Origin of the sequence: Lactobacillus acidophilus (assembly GCF_034298135.1) — a bacterium.
GTDB lineage: Bacteria > Bacillota > Bacilli > Lactobacillales > Lactobacillaceae > Lactobacillus > Lactobacillus acidophilus.
In genome coordinates, this window is sequence record NZ_CP139575.1 from 1,653,412 (window position 1) to 1,669,180 (window position 15,769).

Annotated in this window: 14 protein-coding genes; 4 read left to right on the forward strand and 10 right to left on the reverse strand. The window is 35.7% G+C overall.

Features of this window, described 5'->3' with window-relative positions; translation table 11 throughout:
- Window positions 1-17: 17 nt before the first annotated feature.
- The 3 genes from asnB to SO785_RS07955 all read right to left on the reverse strand — a co-directional run bounded on the left by asnB (window position 18) and on the right by SO785_RS07955 (window position 4,021).
- Window positions 18-1,967 carry an asparagine synthase (glutamine-hydrolyzing) gene (gene asnB, locus SO785_RS07945; RefSeq protein ID WP_003548773.1) on the reverse strand — a complete coding sequence of 650 codons (1,950 nt, stop codon included), beginning with the start codon at window positions 1,965-1,967 and terminating at the stop codon, window positions 18-20.
- Between the two features lie 115 nt (window positions 1,968-2,082).
- A complete protein-coding gene (locus tag SO785_RS07950) occupies window positions 2,083-3,480 on the reverse strand; it encodes a metallophosphoesterase family protein (RefSeq protein ID WP_011254060.1) in 1,398 nt (465 codons plus the stop codon).
- 55 nt (window positions 3,481-3,535) lie between these two features.
- A complete protein-coding gene (locus tag SO785_RS07955) occupies window positions 3,536-4,021 on the reverse strand; it encodes a hypothetical protein (protein ID WP_003548767.1) in 486 nt (161 codons plus the stop codon).
- 150 nt (window positions 4,022-4,171) lie between these two features.
- Between SO785_RS07955 and SO785_RS07960 the strand changes: the two genes are divergently transcribed.
- Window positions 4,172-4,744, forward strand: a complete 573-nt coding sequence (locus SO785_RS07960; RefSeq protein WP_011254059.1) for a DNA-3-methyladenine glycosylase I — start codon at window positions 4,172-4,174, stop codon at window positions 4,742-4,744.
- Between the two features lie 47 nt (window positions 4,745-4,791).
- Here the strand turns inward: SO785_RS07960 and phnE (SO785_RS07965) are convergent, their stop codons facing one another.
- The 5 genes from phnE (SO785_RS07965) to SO785_RS07985 form a co-directional block, all read right to left on the reverse strand.
- Entirely contained in the window at window positions 4,792-5,604 is an 813-nt protein-coding gene (gene phnE, locus SO785_RS07965; RefSeq protein WP_003548762.1) for a phosphonate ABC transporter, permease protein PhnE, read from the reverse strand.
- Window positions 5,604-6,401, reverse strand: coding sequence for a phosphonate ABC transporter, permease protein PhnE (gene phnE, locus SO785_RS07970; RefSeq protein WP_011254058.1), 798 nt, complete (start codon window positions 6,399-6,401; stop codon window positions 5,604-5,606). Before phnE (SO785_RS07970) ends, phnE (SO785_RS07965) begins: the two co-directional genes overlap by 1 nt.
- Window positions 6,401-7,174, reverse strand: a complete 774-nt coding sequence (gene phnC / locus SO785_RS07975; RefSeq protein WP_003548759.1) for a phosphonate ABC transporter ATP-binding protein — start codon at window positions 7,172-7,174, stop codon at window positions 6,401-6,403. Before phnC ends, phnE (SO785_RS07970) begins: the two co-directional genes overlap by 1 nt.
- A 25-nt stretch (window positions 7,175-7,199) precedes the next feature.
- Complete coding sequence (locus SO785_RS07980; protein WP_011254057.1) at window positions 7,200-8,129, reverse strand: phosphate/phosphite/phosphonate ABC transporter substrate-binding protein; 930 nt, start codon at window positions 8,127-8,129, stop codon at window positions 7,200-7,202.
- A 344-nt stretch (window positions 8,130-8,473) separates the two neighbouring features.
- Entirely contained in the window at window positions 8,474-8,959 is a 486-nt protein-coding gene (locus SO785_RS07985; protein WP_021874009.1) for a universal stress protein, read from the reverse strand.
- Window positions 8,960-9,108: 149 nt separating this feature from the next.
- On the opposite strand from SO785_RS07985, the gene SO785_RS07990 reads away from it, so the two are divergent.
- Entirely contained in the window at window positions 9,109-9,912 is an 804-nt protein-coding gene (locus tag SO785_RS07990; RefSeq protein ID WP_003548752.1) for a tyrosine-protein phosphatase, read from the forward strand.
- Between the two features lie 20 nt (window positions 9,913-9,932).
- Here SO785_RS07990 and SO785_RS07995 read toward each other — a convergent pair whose 3' ends face one another.
- A complete protein-coding gene (locus tag SO785_RS07995) occupies window positions 9,933-10,421 on the reverse strand; it encodes a PTS sugar transporter subunit IIA (RefSeq protein WP_003548750.1) in 489 nt (162 codons plus the stop codon).
- Window positions 10,422-10,536: 115 nt separating this feature from the next.
- Between SO785_RS07995 and SO785_RS08000 the strand changes: the two genes are divergently transcribed.
- On the forward strand, window positions 10,537-11,013 hold the full coding sequence (locus SO785_RS08000) for a nucleoside 2-deoxyribosyltransferase (protein WP_015613286.1): 477 nt from the start codon (window positions 10,537-10,539) through the stop codon (window positions 11,011-11,013).
- Window positions 11,014-11,382: 369 nt separating this feature from the next.
- Here SO785_RS08000 and nagA read toward each other — a convergent pair whose 3' ends face one another.
- Window positions 11,383-12,537 (reverse strand): N-acetylglucosamine-6-phosphate deacetylase, encoded by a 1,155-nt coding sequence (nagA, locus tag SO785_RS08005; RefSeq protein ID WP_011254054.1) that lies wholly within the window; start codon window positions 12,535-12,537, stop codon window positions 11,383-11,385.
- 155 nt (window positions 12,538-12,692) lie between these two features.
- Between nagA and SO785_RS08010 the strand changes: the two genes are divergently transcribed.
- Window positions 12,693-15,707: a TIM-barrel domain-containing protein gene (locus SO785_RS08010; RefSeq protein ID WP_003548741.1), complete on the forward strand. Its 3,015-nt coding sequence runs from the start codon at window positions 12,693-12,695 to the stop codon at window positions 15,705-15,707.
- Window positions 15,708-15,769: the final 62 nt, after the last annotated feature.

Below are 15,769 nucleotides of genomic sequence, written 5' to 3' on the forward strand. Positions count from 1 at the left end.
CTCAATAATCCCCTAACTTAAAGTAACTTTCCCTGGCTAATTAAATTAGCAACTTCAGGTTGAACATGTTGGTACTTCTTAACAGTATTTTCGTAATCAACGAAGAACAACTTGTACCAAACAAGGAAGGTGTAGATAGCCCAGATTTGTCTTCTGTGTGAGCCGTCACCTTCGTAGTTATCATCAAGAAGCTTGATGATCTTCTTTTGATCGAAGATATCATTAACAAATTCTTCTTCAAACAAACTACGTACTTGCTTGTAAAAGCGTGGTTCTTTAAGCCATTGCTTAATTGGAGTTGGGAAACCAAGTTTTGGACGCTTTGCCCATTCATCTGGTAAAACCTTTTCTGAAGCCTTACGAAGTGCATACTTGGTATCATGACGGTTAACTAAGTACTTAGTTGGAATTGAGTTAGCAAGTTCTGCAATCTTCTTATCAAGGTATGGAACACGTACTTCAAGTGAATGAGCCATTGAAATCTTGTCAGCTTTTTGTTCAATATCGTTAAGCATAAAGTGGTGCAAATCGATATATTGCATTTGCTTAACATTATCAATACCCTTAACCTTCTTAAAGTCCTTTTGGTAAATACCATTAACAGTCAACTTATTACGGTAAGTTGGTTGTAAGATGCTGTTAGCATCCTTGGAAGTGAAAATAGTTGGATAATCCATATCATAAATTACTGATTGACCAACGTAGAATTCACTTGGTTCAGCCAAGTTAGTATACATATGAACTTTACCTGGGAAATTAGGCATTTTCTTAATCTTGTGAGCCAACTTAACTTGCTTGTTCTTAGGCAATTTCTTAAGTTCGCTAGTGAAGACCTTAATAACGTCGTTATGAGTATGCATACCATAGTTAACATAGCCAGCAAACAATTCGTCCGCACCTTCACCAGAAAGCGCAACAGTAACGTGCTTACGTGCTAACTTACACAAGTACCATAATGGAATAATTGATGGGTTAGCATCAGGCTCATCCATGTGATATTGCATTTCTGGGAAATCTCTCATTGCTTCATCAGCGTCAACCTTTTCTGAGAAGAATTTCCAGTGATTGATGTCAGCTAAAGCCTTTGCCTTTGATGCTTCATCATAAGTTGAATCATCAAAACTTACTGAGAATACGTCATCTGGGTTAAGCAAACTGGTTAAGTATGATGAATCGATACCTTCTGACAAGAATGCACCAACCTTAACATCAGCATTTCTATATAAATCAACAGTTTCCTTTAAATCATCATTGATACGCTTTAAAGTTTCCTCAAAGCTTAAACTGTTTTCCTTATATTCAGCATCCCAGTATTGATGGGTCTTCATTTCGCCATCTTTATATTCAAACCAGTGGCCTGCTGGGAATCGATAAACACCCTTAAAGAAAGTTTCTTCAAGATCATTATATTGATTCATTAAATATGGCTTAACTGCTTCTACGTTCAATTCACGCTTAAATTTAGGATATTCCAAGAAACTCTTAAGTTCTGAACCTACAAGAAGGTGACCATCTTGATTGCTATAATACATTGGTTTAATACCAAAGAAGTCGCGAGCACCATAAAGAGTCTTGTTGTTGTCATCCCAAATAAGGAAGGCGAACATTCCACGTACACGCTTAAGAAGGCCATCCATTCCCCATTCCTCATAACCATGGAGCAATACTTCAGTATCAGCCTTTGTAGTGAATGTGTGACCTGCTTTAATCAATTCTTCTCTTAATGGCTTAAAATTATAAATTTCCCCATTAAAGATAATCGCTCTAGTTTTATCTTCGTTATAAATCGGTTGGCTTCCCCCGCGAAGGTCAATAATTGACAATCTTCTGAAACCAAGGGCAACCTCATCATTAGTGTAGTAACCGTCGGAACTAGGTCCACGGTGCTTGATCGTAGCCATCATTTTACCAATAACGGCTTGTTTGTCATTTATTTTTGGATCATAAAATGCGACAATTCCGCACATAATTAAACTTCCCCTAAGTTAAACTCTCTAAATTAAAAATATACAATTTTTCACTTTAACTTTTTTATTATAAGCTAAAGACTTGTAATAGCCAAACGGCTTTACTTTTATTTAATTAAATGAAATAAACTCGGCGTCTCGAAGCTGCTCCATAACCAAATGCTTGGATTCGATGACGCTTTAAATCGATATTAACAATATAGCCGGCAAATTCATTATTATGATCGATTTGCCGATTCAAATTCTTATTATATTTAGTAGTTAATGAATGATTAGGGCCCATTAACGCTGAACAATTAAATAAAATATATTGGATGCCATTAATACGGTATTGATCTTCACGATGACGGTGACCGCATAAATATGCCACAATTCGCGCATTTTTAATACCAGTAAAATCGAAATCGTTAGATAAACGAAATTCTGCTGGTTCACCATTGCTGGCGTGCATTCTTCCCTTTTCACGTTGATTGAACGCCACCAGCAATTCGTGTAAAGATCTACCATTATATTTAAGGGCATTACTACCCTTACGATTTATCGGGTTGGCATGGCTCATGAAAACGATACGCTTATTCGAAGATCTAGCCAAAATTTCAATAATTTCTTCAATTTGATCTTCACGAACGGCTAACGTAATTTTAGCATCATACTTTTTTTGTCCTCTATTATTCAAGACATATGGCAAATCAGAAGTATTAACCGAAATCACACGCACATCATCAAAATCAAAGTAAGCAACACCGTGCTGGCGTGAAATGTACTTAATATTCTTCTGGTGATACATGTCAGGCCACATAATATTCTCAAATTCATTTTGAGGAAAAGAGGCCTTTAGGTCATGATGTTCGTCGAACTTGTCATTTTCATCATGATTACCTTTGATGCTTAGATATGGCACTGTATTTGATTTAAATGATCTTTCTAACTTTATGAGTTCACTTTCACTAACCAAACCAGCATCTGAACCGTCAATCCAATCACCTAAATGTGCCTTTAAATTTAATATGTTTAATTGATCAAGATAGGAAAATTCTTGTACATGTTGTAACCCATTCCAACCATAAAAATCGACACTATCTTTATCCTTAAAATGTGTGTCAGTGATTACTCCGATATTAACAGAATTTTTTCCTTCACGAATATGCTTTTTAACTTCATCAACATAACTATCTAAATAAGTCTCAACTTGATAGCGACGCCCCGTTTTTTTACTATGAAAAGCACGAAAACGACCTAATTTTTCATTATATTTACGCACATATTCTGGTGCTAGTTCAGTAGTGTTTTCTGAACTTAAAGCTTGATGTAATACACCGTCTTTGTCTTGATAAACTGTTAAGACAAAATTCTTTCCATCCGGTGTACCATCTTCTGCACCAACATGATATTCACCAATTGTGGTATATTTTTGCATGGGATCAAACATTTCACCATTTTTATCCATTGATGAACGTTTTCTTACTCCCACAATTTTATCGACTATTCCTTTTGTTTGCTTAAAAAGATTCATTCTTTTCGCCTCAAAGACAAAAAAAGCCGGCCCAACACGAACCGACTAAAATAATTTATGCGTTGTGTGCTAAAGCGTAAGCAGCAAGACCAATTGATAATACAGCATCCTTAGACAATACTTCTTGTAAGTCTCTAGCAGCAATAGCTTGAACTGCTCCAATAACTTTCAAACTGTAGACAATTACTCGATAGTCAGTAGCAGGATCGTACATATCATCTTCATATGGATCTTCATGGTTATAAGTTAAATTGATTTCATCTTTATCAACATAACCATCAACGTGATTAGTCAAAATACGATCATGCAAACTAGTTAATTTGTCTGACAACTTAATCAAAGTTAACTTGTGGTCGCTTTCTGCTTCGTAGTATTGTTCTTCGGTCATATTGAAGTAATCTTTAATAGGGTTATTTAAAACTCCCAAGTTATCAATTACTTTGTAAACAGCTTCTGCATCAAAGTCTTGTTCACCATTTAAAATTTTGTCTTGTGATAAGGCTAAATCATCAGCCAACATCATGGTATCTAACTTTTCCATAAAGGCCTCCTCGAAATTCACCCCTAATTATAGCAAAAAAAGGCAGTAAAGCTCTTATTTCACGCATAAAAATGTATTTATTTTGAAAAAAATTGTAATTTTTGACGTAATAATAATTAGAAAAGATAAGAAAATAAAAGGAAGTACAAAATGACTAATCAAACAGCGCACCGCTGCCCATGGGGCAGTGTCGAAGACACAGAGATGCAAAACTACCATGACCACGAATGGGGGAAGCTCAATTTAGACGATCAATACTTATACGAAATGTTAGTCCTCGAACTTTTCCAATCTGGACTCAGCTGGAGTACAATTTTACACAAACGAGAGAATTTTAGACATGCACTTAAAAACTTTGAGATAGAAAAAGTTGCACAGATGGACGAACATAATATTGATGAATTATTACTCGATAAGGGAATTATTCGAAATAAATTGAAAATAAATGCCGCAATAAAAAACGCACGAGCTATTTTAAAAATGAAAGAAGAATACGGCAGTTTTGCTAAATATTTACAAAACTTTATTCCCTCACCGATCATGCACCATCCAGAAACCGTTAGTGACGTTCCTGTTTCAAATGAGCTTTCTCAAAAAATATCTAAACAAATGAAGAAAGATGGCTTTTTCTTTGTAGGACCAGTGATAATCTATTCTTATTTGCAAGCTATTGGCTTAATTAATGATCATTTAGAAGACTGCGATTTCAAATACAGAGCATAAAAATAAGCAAGGACAATGTCCTTGCTTATTTATTGGGAATTTAAAAATTAAACTAACTTCTTACGGATCCAACCAGAAATCCAGTCAATAATTACTACCATAATGATGATACCAAGTAAGATAATACCTACTCGATCCCATTGACGATATTGAAGTGCAATGATCAATGGGTAACCAATACCACCGGCACCTACCAAACCAAGGATAGATGCAGAACGGATTGAAACATCAAAACGATACAAAGTATTTGAAATAAGTGCTGGCATTAAGTTAGGCATAGTTGAAAACATAATTACGTGGAACTTAGAGCCACCTGCAGCAACAACTGCTTCATTTGGTCCTTCTTCCAAGTTTTCAATTGCTTCTGAGAATAGCTTAGCAAGCATCCCCACTGAGTGGAAACCTAATGCCAATACACCGGCAGCAGAACCAGGTCCTACAGCTTTAATAAACATCAAAGCTAAAACAATTTCTGGGAATGATCTAATAATTGCCAAAACAATTTTACCGATTCTAGAAGTATACCAATGCTTATGCTTAGTATGAGCTGCCCAGAAAGCAAATGGCAATGAAATAATTGCAGAAATAAATGTACCTAAGAATGCGATACAAATAGTTTGCCACAACTGTGAAATAAGATCTTCACCAGAGCCGTTATAAATATAACTCCAATCTGGATGGAAAATACCAGCGAAAATTGCTCCAGCAATTTGACCAGCAGTTGCCTTAATACCACCAAAATTAATACCGGTAAATGACCAAATAATAATAACGATGGTACAAATTGCAACTAACCAATGAGTGACTTGCTTCTTACGGTCAACGGGTTTAGCAGGTAATTTTTTCATAGTTGTATTCATTATTTCATTAATGCCTCCCGTGACTTAGATGATACATAGTCAATCAATACAACGACTACGATGATAACGATGATAATTGTACCGGTTTGGGCGTAATTGAAGACTTGCAAAGTTTGTTGCAAGTTAAGACCAATACCACCGGCACCGATATAACCAAGAACTGTTGATGCTCTTACATTGATTTCAAATGCATATAAAACATAGGAAATGAAGTAAGTCATAATCTGAGGCATAACTGCATAGTGAATAATTTGGAATTTATTTGCACCTACAGCAGTTAATGCTTCAATTGGACCTGGATCAATAGTTTCAATTGCTTCATAGAAAAGCTTTACAACCACACCAAAAGTAAATACAGCCAAGACCATAATACCGGCAACAGGACCAATACCCACAATGGCAACAAAGATAGCACCAAGTAAAAGGTCAGGAATTGTTCTGATGATGTTCATTATAAATCTGAGCACACCAGTTACAGCCTTATTCTTAACAATATTACGAGCAATCAATAATGAATAAACAAAGGCAACTGCAGAACCGATTACTGTACCTAATACAGCCATCTTAATCGTTTCAATTAATTTGGGCCAGATAACACTCATGTAGCTCCAGTCTGGATGTGACATTTGAACAAAGATGTCCGCAAACTGATCCCAGTTTTCAAATAAAACACTGATATGAGTATTAGTGACATTAATTGAAATGAATAATCCTGCAACCATAATGATTGTCCAAACTAAGTTCATAACTTTGAATTTACGCTTAGGCAAATGCATTAAATCTTGATTTTCAGGCATTATTCTGCCCCCTCATTACCGTCGCCACCGTTATAAATATCGGTAAATACTGACTTAGGAGTGTCTTCCATCTTACCATCGTAAACTACTTGTCCTGCACGAATACCGATTACTCGCTTACCAAATTGTTGAGCAAGTTCGATACTGTGCAAGTTAGCAACTACAGTCATGCCATATTTTTCATTAAGCATCTTCAAGTCATTCATAACTCTAACTGAAGTCTGAGGATCAAGTGAAGCTGTTGGTTCATCAGCCAAAATGATCTTAGGATTTTGCATTAACACACGAGCAATGGCCACACGTTGTTGTTGACCTCCTGATAATTCATCTGCACGTGCGTATACCTTATCTGCCAAATCAACTTTTTGAAGTGCTTCATAAGCTTTTTGCTTATCTTCTTTGGTAAACAAGTTAAAAGTAGTCTTCCAAGTTGGGTAATAAGCAACTCTACCTACTAAAACGTTACGTAATACGCTAGAGCGCTTAACTAAGTTAAAGTTTTGGAAAATCATTCCAATATCACGACGTAATTCGCGCAAATTTTTACCCTTAGCGTTTGTAATTGACTTACCATCAATTAAAATATCGCCTGAAGAAATATCATGTAGACGATTAATTGAACGAAGTAAAGTTGACTTCCCCGCACCAGACAAACCAACTACTACTACGAATTCGCCTTTATTAATTTTTAAGTTGATGTCTTTTAAGCCGACAGTTCCATTGTCATAAATCTTAGAAACATCTTTTAATTGGATCATTGGCTTATCTGCCATTTAATCGTTAACTCCCTTGATAAAATTATTTTTTGTTTGATTCAACAATCTTGTCATACTTACGGATAATGTTGAAGTCACTATCCTTTGCGTAGTCATAACCTTCGTGACTATATACGCTTTCGATAATCTTCTTACCTTCCTTTGACTTACCTACAGAAATGAATGCCTTAGCAAGCTTCTTACGGAATGACTTAGACATGCTTGGAATTACTGAGATAGTATCGTTAGGAATTGGCTTAGTAAAGTAAATAGGAACAACTTGACTCATGATCTTTGGGTTGTCCTTTAAAACAGTGTTACGAGCATCTTCAAATACAAATGCAGCATCAGTATCACCATTTAAAACATTCAATACAGCTTGATCGTGACCAGTTACAGTAACCAACTTACAATCCTTAGTTACGTCCAAACCTTTTTCCTTAAGTTCAGCAACTGGGAATACGTATCCAGCAGTTGAAGTTGGGTTTTGAACTGAAATTGACTTACCCTTTAAATCTTTCCAGTTCTTGATCTTTGAACCCTTCTTAACAAGGATTTCTGCACGATAGTTCTTAACTAATTGATTAGTTGCTTTACCACCTGGTTGCTTAACACCGTAACGTTCAGCTTGTAAAAGCAAATCAGCTGCACCTTGCTTGTGAGCTAAAACGTAACCATCTGGTGGAAGGAAACCTACATCAACTTTCTTTGACTTCATAGCTTCTACAACAGTGTTGTAGTCAGTTGACATAGATACGTGAACTGGGATACCCAGTCTCTTTGAAAGCATCTTTTCAAGAGGCTTAGCACGGGCTTGCAACTTAGTTGCAGCCTGACTTGGTACAAATTGAATATTCAATGACTTTGGAGTGTAGTTTTCCTTTGAACTACTACTCTTATTTGAACAAGCTGTTGCAACTACTGCTACAAGAAGTGCAACTACTGCTACCAAGATTTTTCTAAATCTTTTCATTATGTCCTCCATAAAACATAAAATAGTGATAAAACAAACTATTCGCCCACAAAAAAGGCTTAATTACGGGTCGTCAAAAACGATCAGTAATTAAGCCTGCTTGTTAACGATATTATTAATCAAACGAACAGAAAAAACGTCCTCACGAGTGGAAGACTTGCCCAAAACAATAAATTTTTCATTAAAACCTTTAAATTGCTTAAGCACTTCTCCCACTTCCCTTCACGCTTTACGTTCATTTTATAAAATAATACCAAAAGCATTCGTATTCTATCAAGGGATTTTGTAATTTTTTCATAAAAAATCACCAAGTGAAGCAAAATCACTTGGTGATTAACATATGATTAACCTTTTTTCACACTTGGCTTAACAGGGCTATTATCCATATCTGTTTTAACAATTAAAACATCAGCTAAAGCATGTTGATTTACATATTCAGTAACTGAACCCATAAGCATTCTTTCAACGGCATTAAGACCTGTTGCTCCCATAACGATTAAGTTGTTATGGTGATCTTTGATGAAGTCATAAGAAATAATTCGCTTAGGGCTACCGTAACGAATGTGATAATCAATATCATCAAAGTTAAAATTATCGTGTGCCCATTTCTTTAAGCTCTTCAAATATTCCTCAGAGTCTTGAGTCATTTGATAAATGGTATCACCAGAAATTAATGTATCTTGCATTTCACCCATAAATTGACGAGTATCAACAACATTCAATACATCAACATGTGCGCCATCTCTTAAACCTACACGAACAGCTTTATCAAAAGCTCTTTCAGCTGATTCTGAACCATCTACTGGAACTAAAATACTTTCTTTTACCACGTTTTATCATCTCCTATTAAATTGCACTAATACTTAATTCTTATTTTAACATAATTTTGTAAGCCGTTACTTCCTTAAATAATTGTTTGCTTTGGTTTTTGTTGTTAGAATATTTTTGATAGTAATAAATAAAGAAAGGGGAGAATTTTTTGACTAAAAAATTAACCAACCAATTAATTGACGTAACTAGTGGACGTAACTTCCGCGAACTTGGAGGATATGAAACCAACTCTGGCAAAAAGATCAAAATGCACAAATTACTTAGAACCGGTAATTTAGCTGATCTTTCACCTTTTGATAAACAATTTTTAACTGATTACGGTGTAAAATACGACGTTGACTTCAGAAGTAAAGAAGAAGTCGAAAGACAACCTGATCGTGTTCCAGATGGCGTTGAATATATTTATGATCCTGTCTTCAGTGAAGACTTAACTAATTCATCAAAAAGTATCAATGATTTAAATACACAAGCTAGCGATGATGCGGACTTCGGCTTTAACCATATGCATTACGCTTACGAAGACATGATCGAAAGTGAATCTGCACAAAAAGCATACCGCAAGTTCTTCGATGTATTGCTTAAAAATGATGTCGAAGGTGAAAGCGTAATTTTCCACTGCACCGCTGGTAAAGACAGAACCGGATTCGGTGCACTTCTCATCCTTAGCGCATTGGGTGTTCCATTTAACACAATTAAAAAAGATTATCTTTTAACTAATATTACTACTAAAGAATTTGTCGAAAGCATGGTTGAACATGCACGTCAAAATGGCCGTAACGAAAATGTGCTTCAATCAATCCGTGATATTCAAAGCGTTCGCGCTGAATACATTGACCACGCAGTAAAGATTATCAATGATGATTACGGCAGTATCCATAATTATTTACGTGATATGATGAAGCTTTCAAGTGCCGATATCATGAAATTACGTAATATTTACCTTGAAGACTAATAATAGTCTTCTTTTTTATTTTATTTAACAAATTTTTGTTCTAAAAATTCATATATTGCTTCGGAATTCGTAAAGTTAAATACTTCTCGTAATTCATTTGCTGGCGTGTTAGCTAAAAAGCGCATTACACTAGCCAATAAACTAGCCTGCCCATCTGGATTATTGCCCAAAAGCATAAATAAAAATTTCACTTCTAGTATTTCATCTGGTTTGATCATATTATGAAAAATAACCGGATTTTTTAATGCAACCGGAACAATAAGACGAGTATTCACAAATTCACCTTCTGTATGAGGAATCGCAATATTAGGGATATCTTTACCTAAGGTATCAGTATCTAATCCTGTTGGAAAGTTATGCTCTCTTTCAATAATGTGGGATAAGAAATCACCTTTTACATATCCTAGTTCAAGCAATTTATCATAAATCACTTTAAGAACTTGATCTTGGTCAAATTGATCTACTACAAACACAGCATCAGGCACAAAAAATTTTTTTGAATTAGTCATTGGATTTTCCTCTCTAATGTGGAATTAACATTTTCACCATAAGTTAACAAGACGTTTTTTTCAACCCAAAAGATGTTAAAGTTAAACTAAATGATTTTTTAAAGGGAGAAAAATGATGGCAAAAACAAAAACTTTATATTTTGGCGCTGGTTGGTTTAATGAAAAGCAAAATAAGGCTTATAAAGCAGCTATGGAAGCTTTAAAACAAAACCCTACTGTTGATTTGGAAAATAGTTATGTTCCACTTGAAAATCAATATAAAGATATTCGTGTTGATGAACATCCTGAATACTTACACGATATTGAATGGGCATCTGCTACTTATCACAACGACTTAATTGGTATCAAATCTTCAGATATTATGTTAGGGGTTTACTTACCTGAAGAAGAAGATGTTGGTCTTGGTATGGAACTTGGCTACGCATTATCACAAGGCAAATATATCTTACTCGTTATTCCTGATGAAGATTACGGTAAGCCTATCAACTTGATGAGTTGGGGTGTATGTGATAACGCTATTAAGATCAGCGAATTGAAGGACTTCGACTTCAATAAGCCACGCTTTAACTTCTATGATGGCGCTGTATATTAAAAAATAGAACCAAAAAAATGACCCTTCGCAGTATATAAATTGCGAAGGGTCATTTTTTAATAGAATTTATCATGTATAAATATCTTTCTATATACATACTATTGATAATATTTTCTTCAAATGACTATCATGTATTCTTATTTCATACCCACTTCACAAGGTCCGGGCCACTTATATTAAATATTTAGTCATTTGGTGAAACCATATTACTGGTTCAATTTACGATGCCCATTGGTATCACAAACCTTTCATCTAGTAATATTTTTCTTTACACAAATAATATACCACAATTTTGCTAAAAGTAAAAGCGCTTACATAAAATTATAATAAAAAATACCGTTACTTTTTTAACGGTATTTTTTATCATCATTAAGCTTTGTATCTTGATTCACCATTCATGTAAGTCTCACTAAGCGTCATATCTGGATTCAAGATTAAGAAATCAGCATCCTTGTCAGGTGCAATAGTACCGCACTTATTCAAAATATGAGCACTCTTAGCAGGAACGTAACTAGCCATCAGCACAGCTTTTTCTGGAGTTACAATATTCCAATCAACAACATTCTTAATTGCTTGTTTTAATTGCAAAATTGAACCTGCTAAATTATCGCCATCCTTAAGGCGAGCCATACCATCTTTTACATAAACTGGAAGTTCCCCTAACATGTAGTCGCCGTCTGGCATCATCCCGGCTTCCATACAGTCAGTAATCAAAGCAATGTGCTCTGGACCAACTGCATTAATTAATGCTTTAGCCATTGATGGTTGAACGTGGTGGCCGTCACAAATTAATTCATCAGTTACATTATTCAAGGCCATTGCAGCATTTGAAATTGATGGCGTATGATGACTTGGATCTGGCATCCCGTTAAAAGTATGCGTAAACATCGTTGCACCTGCTTCAACACCTTCGACAGCTTCTTCAAAAGTGGCACTTGAGTGACCCAATGCAATAACTACGCCTTCTTTTACAGCTTCACGAATAAATTCTTTAGAACCTTTTCTTTCAGGTGCCATAGAAATCTTGCAAAGCATGCCATTCGAAACATCACGCCATTTGTTAAAGACATTAATATCCGGATCCATCATATATTTAGGATTTTCAGCACCGGCATGCTCTTCAGTAAAGAATGGGCCTTCAAAGTGAATTCCTTGAATTTTTGCCCCAGTTTCTTGACCTTGGTGATCTGCAAACATCTTACAAATTCTAGTTAAAGTATCACTATCAGCCGTAATTGTAGTTGGAAGCCATGAAGTTACACCTGCACTAAGCAAACCTTGAGAAATTTTATCGATTCCTTCCCAGTCACTCTTCATTACATCTTCACGAAGAGAGCCATGAATATGCGTATCAACTAAGCCTGGTGCAACCCACTTACCTTTGTAGTCGAGGATTTTTCCTTCTGGCTTTTTAGTTTCAGGATAGAAAAAGCCAAATTTACCATCATCTTGAACTTCAAGATAGCCCCCATTTTCAGTTCTATTTTCTAGGAAAAATTTATCTGCATGAATGTAATAAGTCATAATTTTTCTTCTCTCTTTTTTAATAAAAATTCACTTTCAATATTATCATTATAGCTAATAAAATTGGTCAATACCAGTTTAAATATATTTGCTCAAAAAGTTTTCATTTTTTCGCTATAATAGATGTTAACAAGTTTAATTAGGAAGAAAGCAATATGACACAAAATACGCAAATAGAAAGACACCAATTAGGTCAGCTTATCGGTGCCAATAAACGCGATCATTATTATGAACTCCACTATTCCACCGGAGAAGTTGCTCGTCTTTATATTTTAGCTGAAGGAATATTCCGTTATTTTCTTGATCCGGCTAAGGAATTCGACGAAAATCACTCCTCTTTTGTTGACCTAACACAATTTGATAATAGTTATTTTGAAAAATCCAAGCCTAAAGCTACAAGCGATTCTTTGATTATTCAATCTGGTAATTACCAATTAATCTTTTGGCAAAAACCAGCAGTAATGAATATTTTTGATGAGACTTTACACCGTAACCGCGTTGTTCAGCTTAGTCCGCTTGAACTAGATCAAAATCAAACTACCGAAATTTTAAAGCAACATAAAAATGAATTTTATTTCGGTGGTGGGATGCAAAATGGCTACTTCAGCCACAAGGGTCAAATCATTGATATTAAACGTGACAAAATTACTGGTAAAGGTGGCGTATTAACACAGGTTCCATTTTTCTGGGCAAATTCCGGCTTTGGTGAATTAAGAAATACTACTGCCCCTGGTCAATATGATTTTGGCAAAAAAGATGAAGATGCCGTAATCTTACGTCATGACTCTCAAATATTTGATACATTCTATCTTTTGGGTAACTCTCCTACAGATATTTTGGAAAAATATTATGTTCTAACCGGTAAGCCATTAATGCCACCTAAATATGCATTGGGCTTGGGACATGTCGGCAACTTTTTGACTACCCTATGGCAACCTGGTGAAGCTAAAGAACGCAACGCCACTATGTTTGAAGATGGTAACTATTACACCAGAACTACTAATCCGGAAAATGCTAATGGTAAGGCATCATTAAATGGTGAGGAAGAATATCAATTCTCCGCTCGTGCAATGATTGATCGTTATCAAAAGCAACATTTCAAACTAAGCTGGATTGTACCCAACTACAATATCCAAGATGTTGATGCCGAGCAAATGACCAGTTTTAGCGATTATGCTGCGTCAAGAGAAGTTAATGCTGGCGTTTGGAGCGGTGACGAAACACCAAAGACTGCTCCCGACACTACTTTTATTCAAACTGATACTAGTGATCCTAAAACACTTAAAAATGACTCACTGATCTTACGTGATAATTTAAAGCGTAAACGTCCACTTATTTTTTCAAATACAGGTATTGCCGGTAGTCAAAACAGAATAATGTTGGCCTTTGGCGATATTGGCGGTAATTGGGAAAATATTCCAACTCAAGTTGCCGGCTTTTTAGGTGCAAGTTTATCTGGTCAACCATTAGTTGGTAGTGCAGTTGACGGAACTGTTGGTGGAGGTAATGCTCAAATCAGTATCCGTGATTTTGAATGGAAGGCATTCACGCCTATTCTTTTCAATCTTGACGATCAAGGCAATTTTAGTAAAACGCCATTTGCTTATAACAGCAAGATGACCAAGATTAACCGCGCATATCTAAAGCTCCGTGAACAACTTCAAACTTACATGTATACGCTCATCTATCGTGCGCAAGTTGGTGAACCTATCATGAGACCATTATTTTTAGAATTTCCTCATGAGCAAATCAATTACACATCACAAGTTGGTCACGAATTCATGCTTGGTCCTAACTTGCTTATTTCACCAATTGTAAACGGCCGAGAAGATGGTAATGGGAATTCAAGAAAAGACAATCTTTACTTACCAAATCACCGTACCATGTGGATCGATTTATTCGATGGTAAAAAGTTCTTAGGTGGCCGCGTTTATAACAAACAGTCTTATCCATCTTGGCATTTACCTGTCTTTGTACGTGGCGGATCAATCTTTGACTTGGGTGATCGTAATTACGTTCTTTACCCACAAGGACGTAGCAAAATGGTTACTTACGATGATAATGGCTACAATGATTATTCTAGAAATCATGTAGCAACGCAGATTACTAGTGATCTTGAAGCAAGCAAGTTAACTATTACCATTGATCCAACTCAAGGTGATTTCAGTACTTTCCAAACGGAAAACACCACTAATCTAAATATTATGTGTGATGGTTATCCAGACGGTTTAACCGTTAAGATTAATGATCAAGTTGTCAATATGCAAGAATATGGCACTGTTGATACATTCGCACATGCAAAAGAAGGTTTCTTCTTTAATACCAACTACAGCTGGATGCCTGAATTTGATCAATATCAAGAAAAGAAGCAAACAGCTTTACAAATTAAATTGGCTAAACGGGATATTACTGATTCAAAGATTGAAATCACTATCCGTAACTTCAGATATGGTAATGAAACTTTGGTTCACGCAATTACTGATTCATTGCTTCACTCACCAAAGCAGCCAATGGTCGATCCTGATAAAATTAGTTCACATTCATTGACTGTTGTTTGGCCACAATTAACCGATAAGGTCCAAATTGAAGTTAACGGCATTTTGCATGATGGCATTGATGGTAGCTCATTTACCTTCCACGAATTAGTGCCAAATACTCGCTACACTTTACGCTTGAGATATGTTGCTGGTAATAAAGTTTCTGAATGGTCAGAACCATTTGGTGCAATTACCAAACCGGATCCAATGAATTACGCTATCAGTAATATCCATGTCACCAGTAGTTTAACCAGTCAAAAAGATCATCCAATTGAATATTTGACTGATCTAAAGCTTGCCAGCGAATGGGAAACTATTAACGGCGTAAGTGAAGACAAACCACTTGAATTAAACTTCAAGTTCGACCATTTGGAACACTTAAGTAGAATGGTTTTGGTACCTAGAAAGATTGATCATCAAGGCGATCCAGTTGAGGTCAGCGTTGAAACCTCAATGGATGGTACTAACTTTAAGCCATACGACGAACGACTTACTTGGAAGTCTGACAGCAAGAATAAAGTTGTCGGCTTGAGGGATGTAGAAGCTAAGGCAATCAGATTAAAGGTTTATAAGTCATCTGGCCCATTTGTGGCAGCTAAGGAAGTTATCTTCTTTAGAGAGAAGAAAGATTAGATAAAAGCTATACAATGATGAAACCAGGCTTAAAATTAGCCTGGTTTTTGTTTCAGATACAA

Bases quoted from the DNA above. Each gene is read 5' to 3' on its own strand.
- SO785_RS07980 (WP_011254057.1), bottom strand. From the start codon at position 8,129: ATGAAAAGATTTAGAAAAATCTTGGTAGCAGTAGTTGCACTTCTTGTA.
- SO785_RS07995 (WP_003548750.1), bottom strand. From the start codon at position 10,421: ATGACTAATTCAAAAAAATTTTTTGTGCCTGATGCTGTGTTTGTAGTA.
- SO785_RS07955 (WP_003548767.1), bottom strand. From the start codon at position 4,021: ATGGAAAAGTTAGATACCATGATGTTGGCTGATGATTTAGCCTTATCA.
- SO785_RS08010 (WP_003548741.1), top strand. From the start codon at position 12,693: ATGACACAAAATACGCAAATAGAAAGACACCAATTAGGTCAGCTTATC.
- SO785_RS07960 (WP_011254059.1), top strand. From the start codon at position 4,172: ATGACTAATCAAACAGCGCACCGCTGCCCATGGGGCAGTGTCGAAGAC.
- asnB (WP_003548773.1), bottom strand. From the start codon at position 1,967: ATGTGCGGAATTGTCGCATTTTATGATCCAAAAATAAATGACAAACAA.
- SO785_RS07950 (WP_011254060.1), bottom strand. From the start codon at position 3,480: ATGAATCTTTTTAAGCAAACAAAAGGAATAGTCGATAAAATTGTGGGA.
- nagA (WP_011254054.1), bottom strand. From the start codon at position 12,537: ATGACTTATTACATTCATGCAGATAAATTTTTCCTAGAAAATAGAACT.
- phnE (WP_011254058.1), bottom strand. From the start codon at position 6,401: ATGCCTGAAAATCAAGATTTAATGCATTTGCCTAAGCGTAAATTCAAA.
- phnE (WP_003548762.1), bottom strand. From the start codon at position 5,604: ATGAATACAACTATGAAAAAATTACCTGCTAAACCCGTTGACCGTAAG.
- SO785_RS08000 (WP_015613286.1), top strand. From the start codon at position 10,537: ATGGCAAAAACAAAAACTTTATATTTTGGCGCTGGTTGGTTTAATGAA.
- phnC (WP_003548759.1), bottom strand. From the start codon at position 7,174: ATGGCAGATAAGCCAATGATCCAATTAAAAGATGTTTCTAAGATTTAT.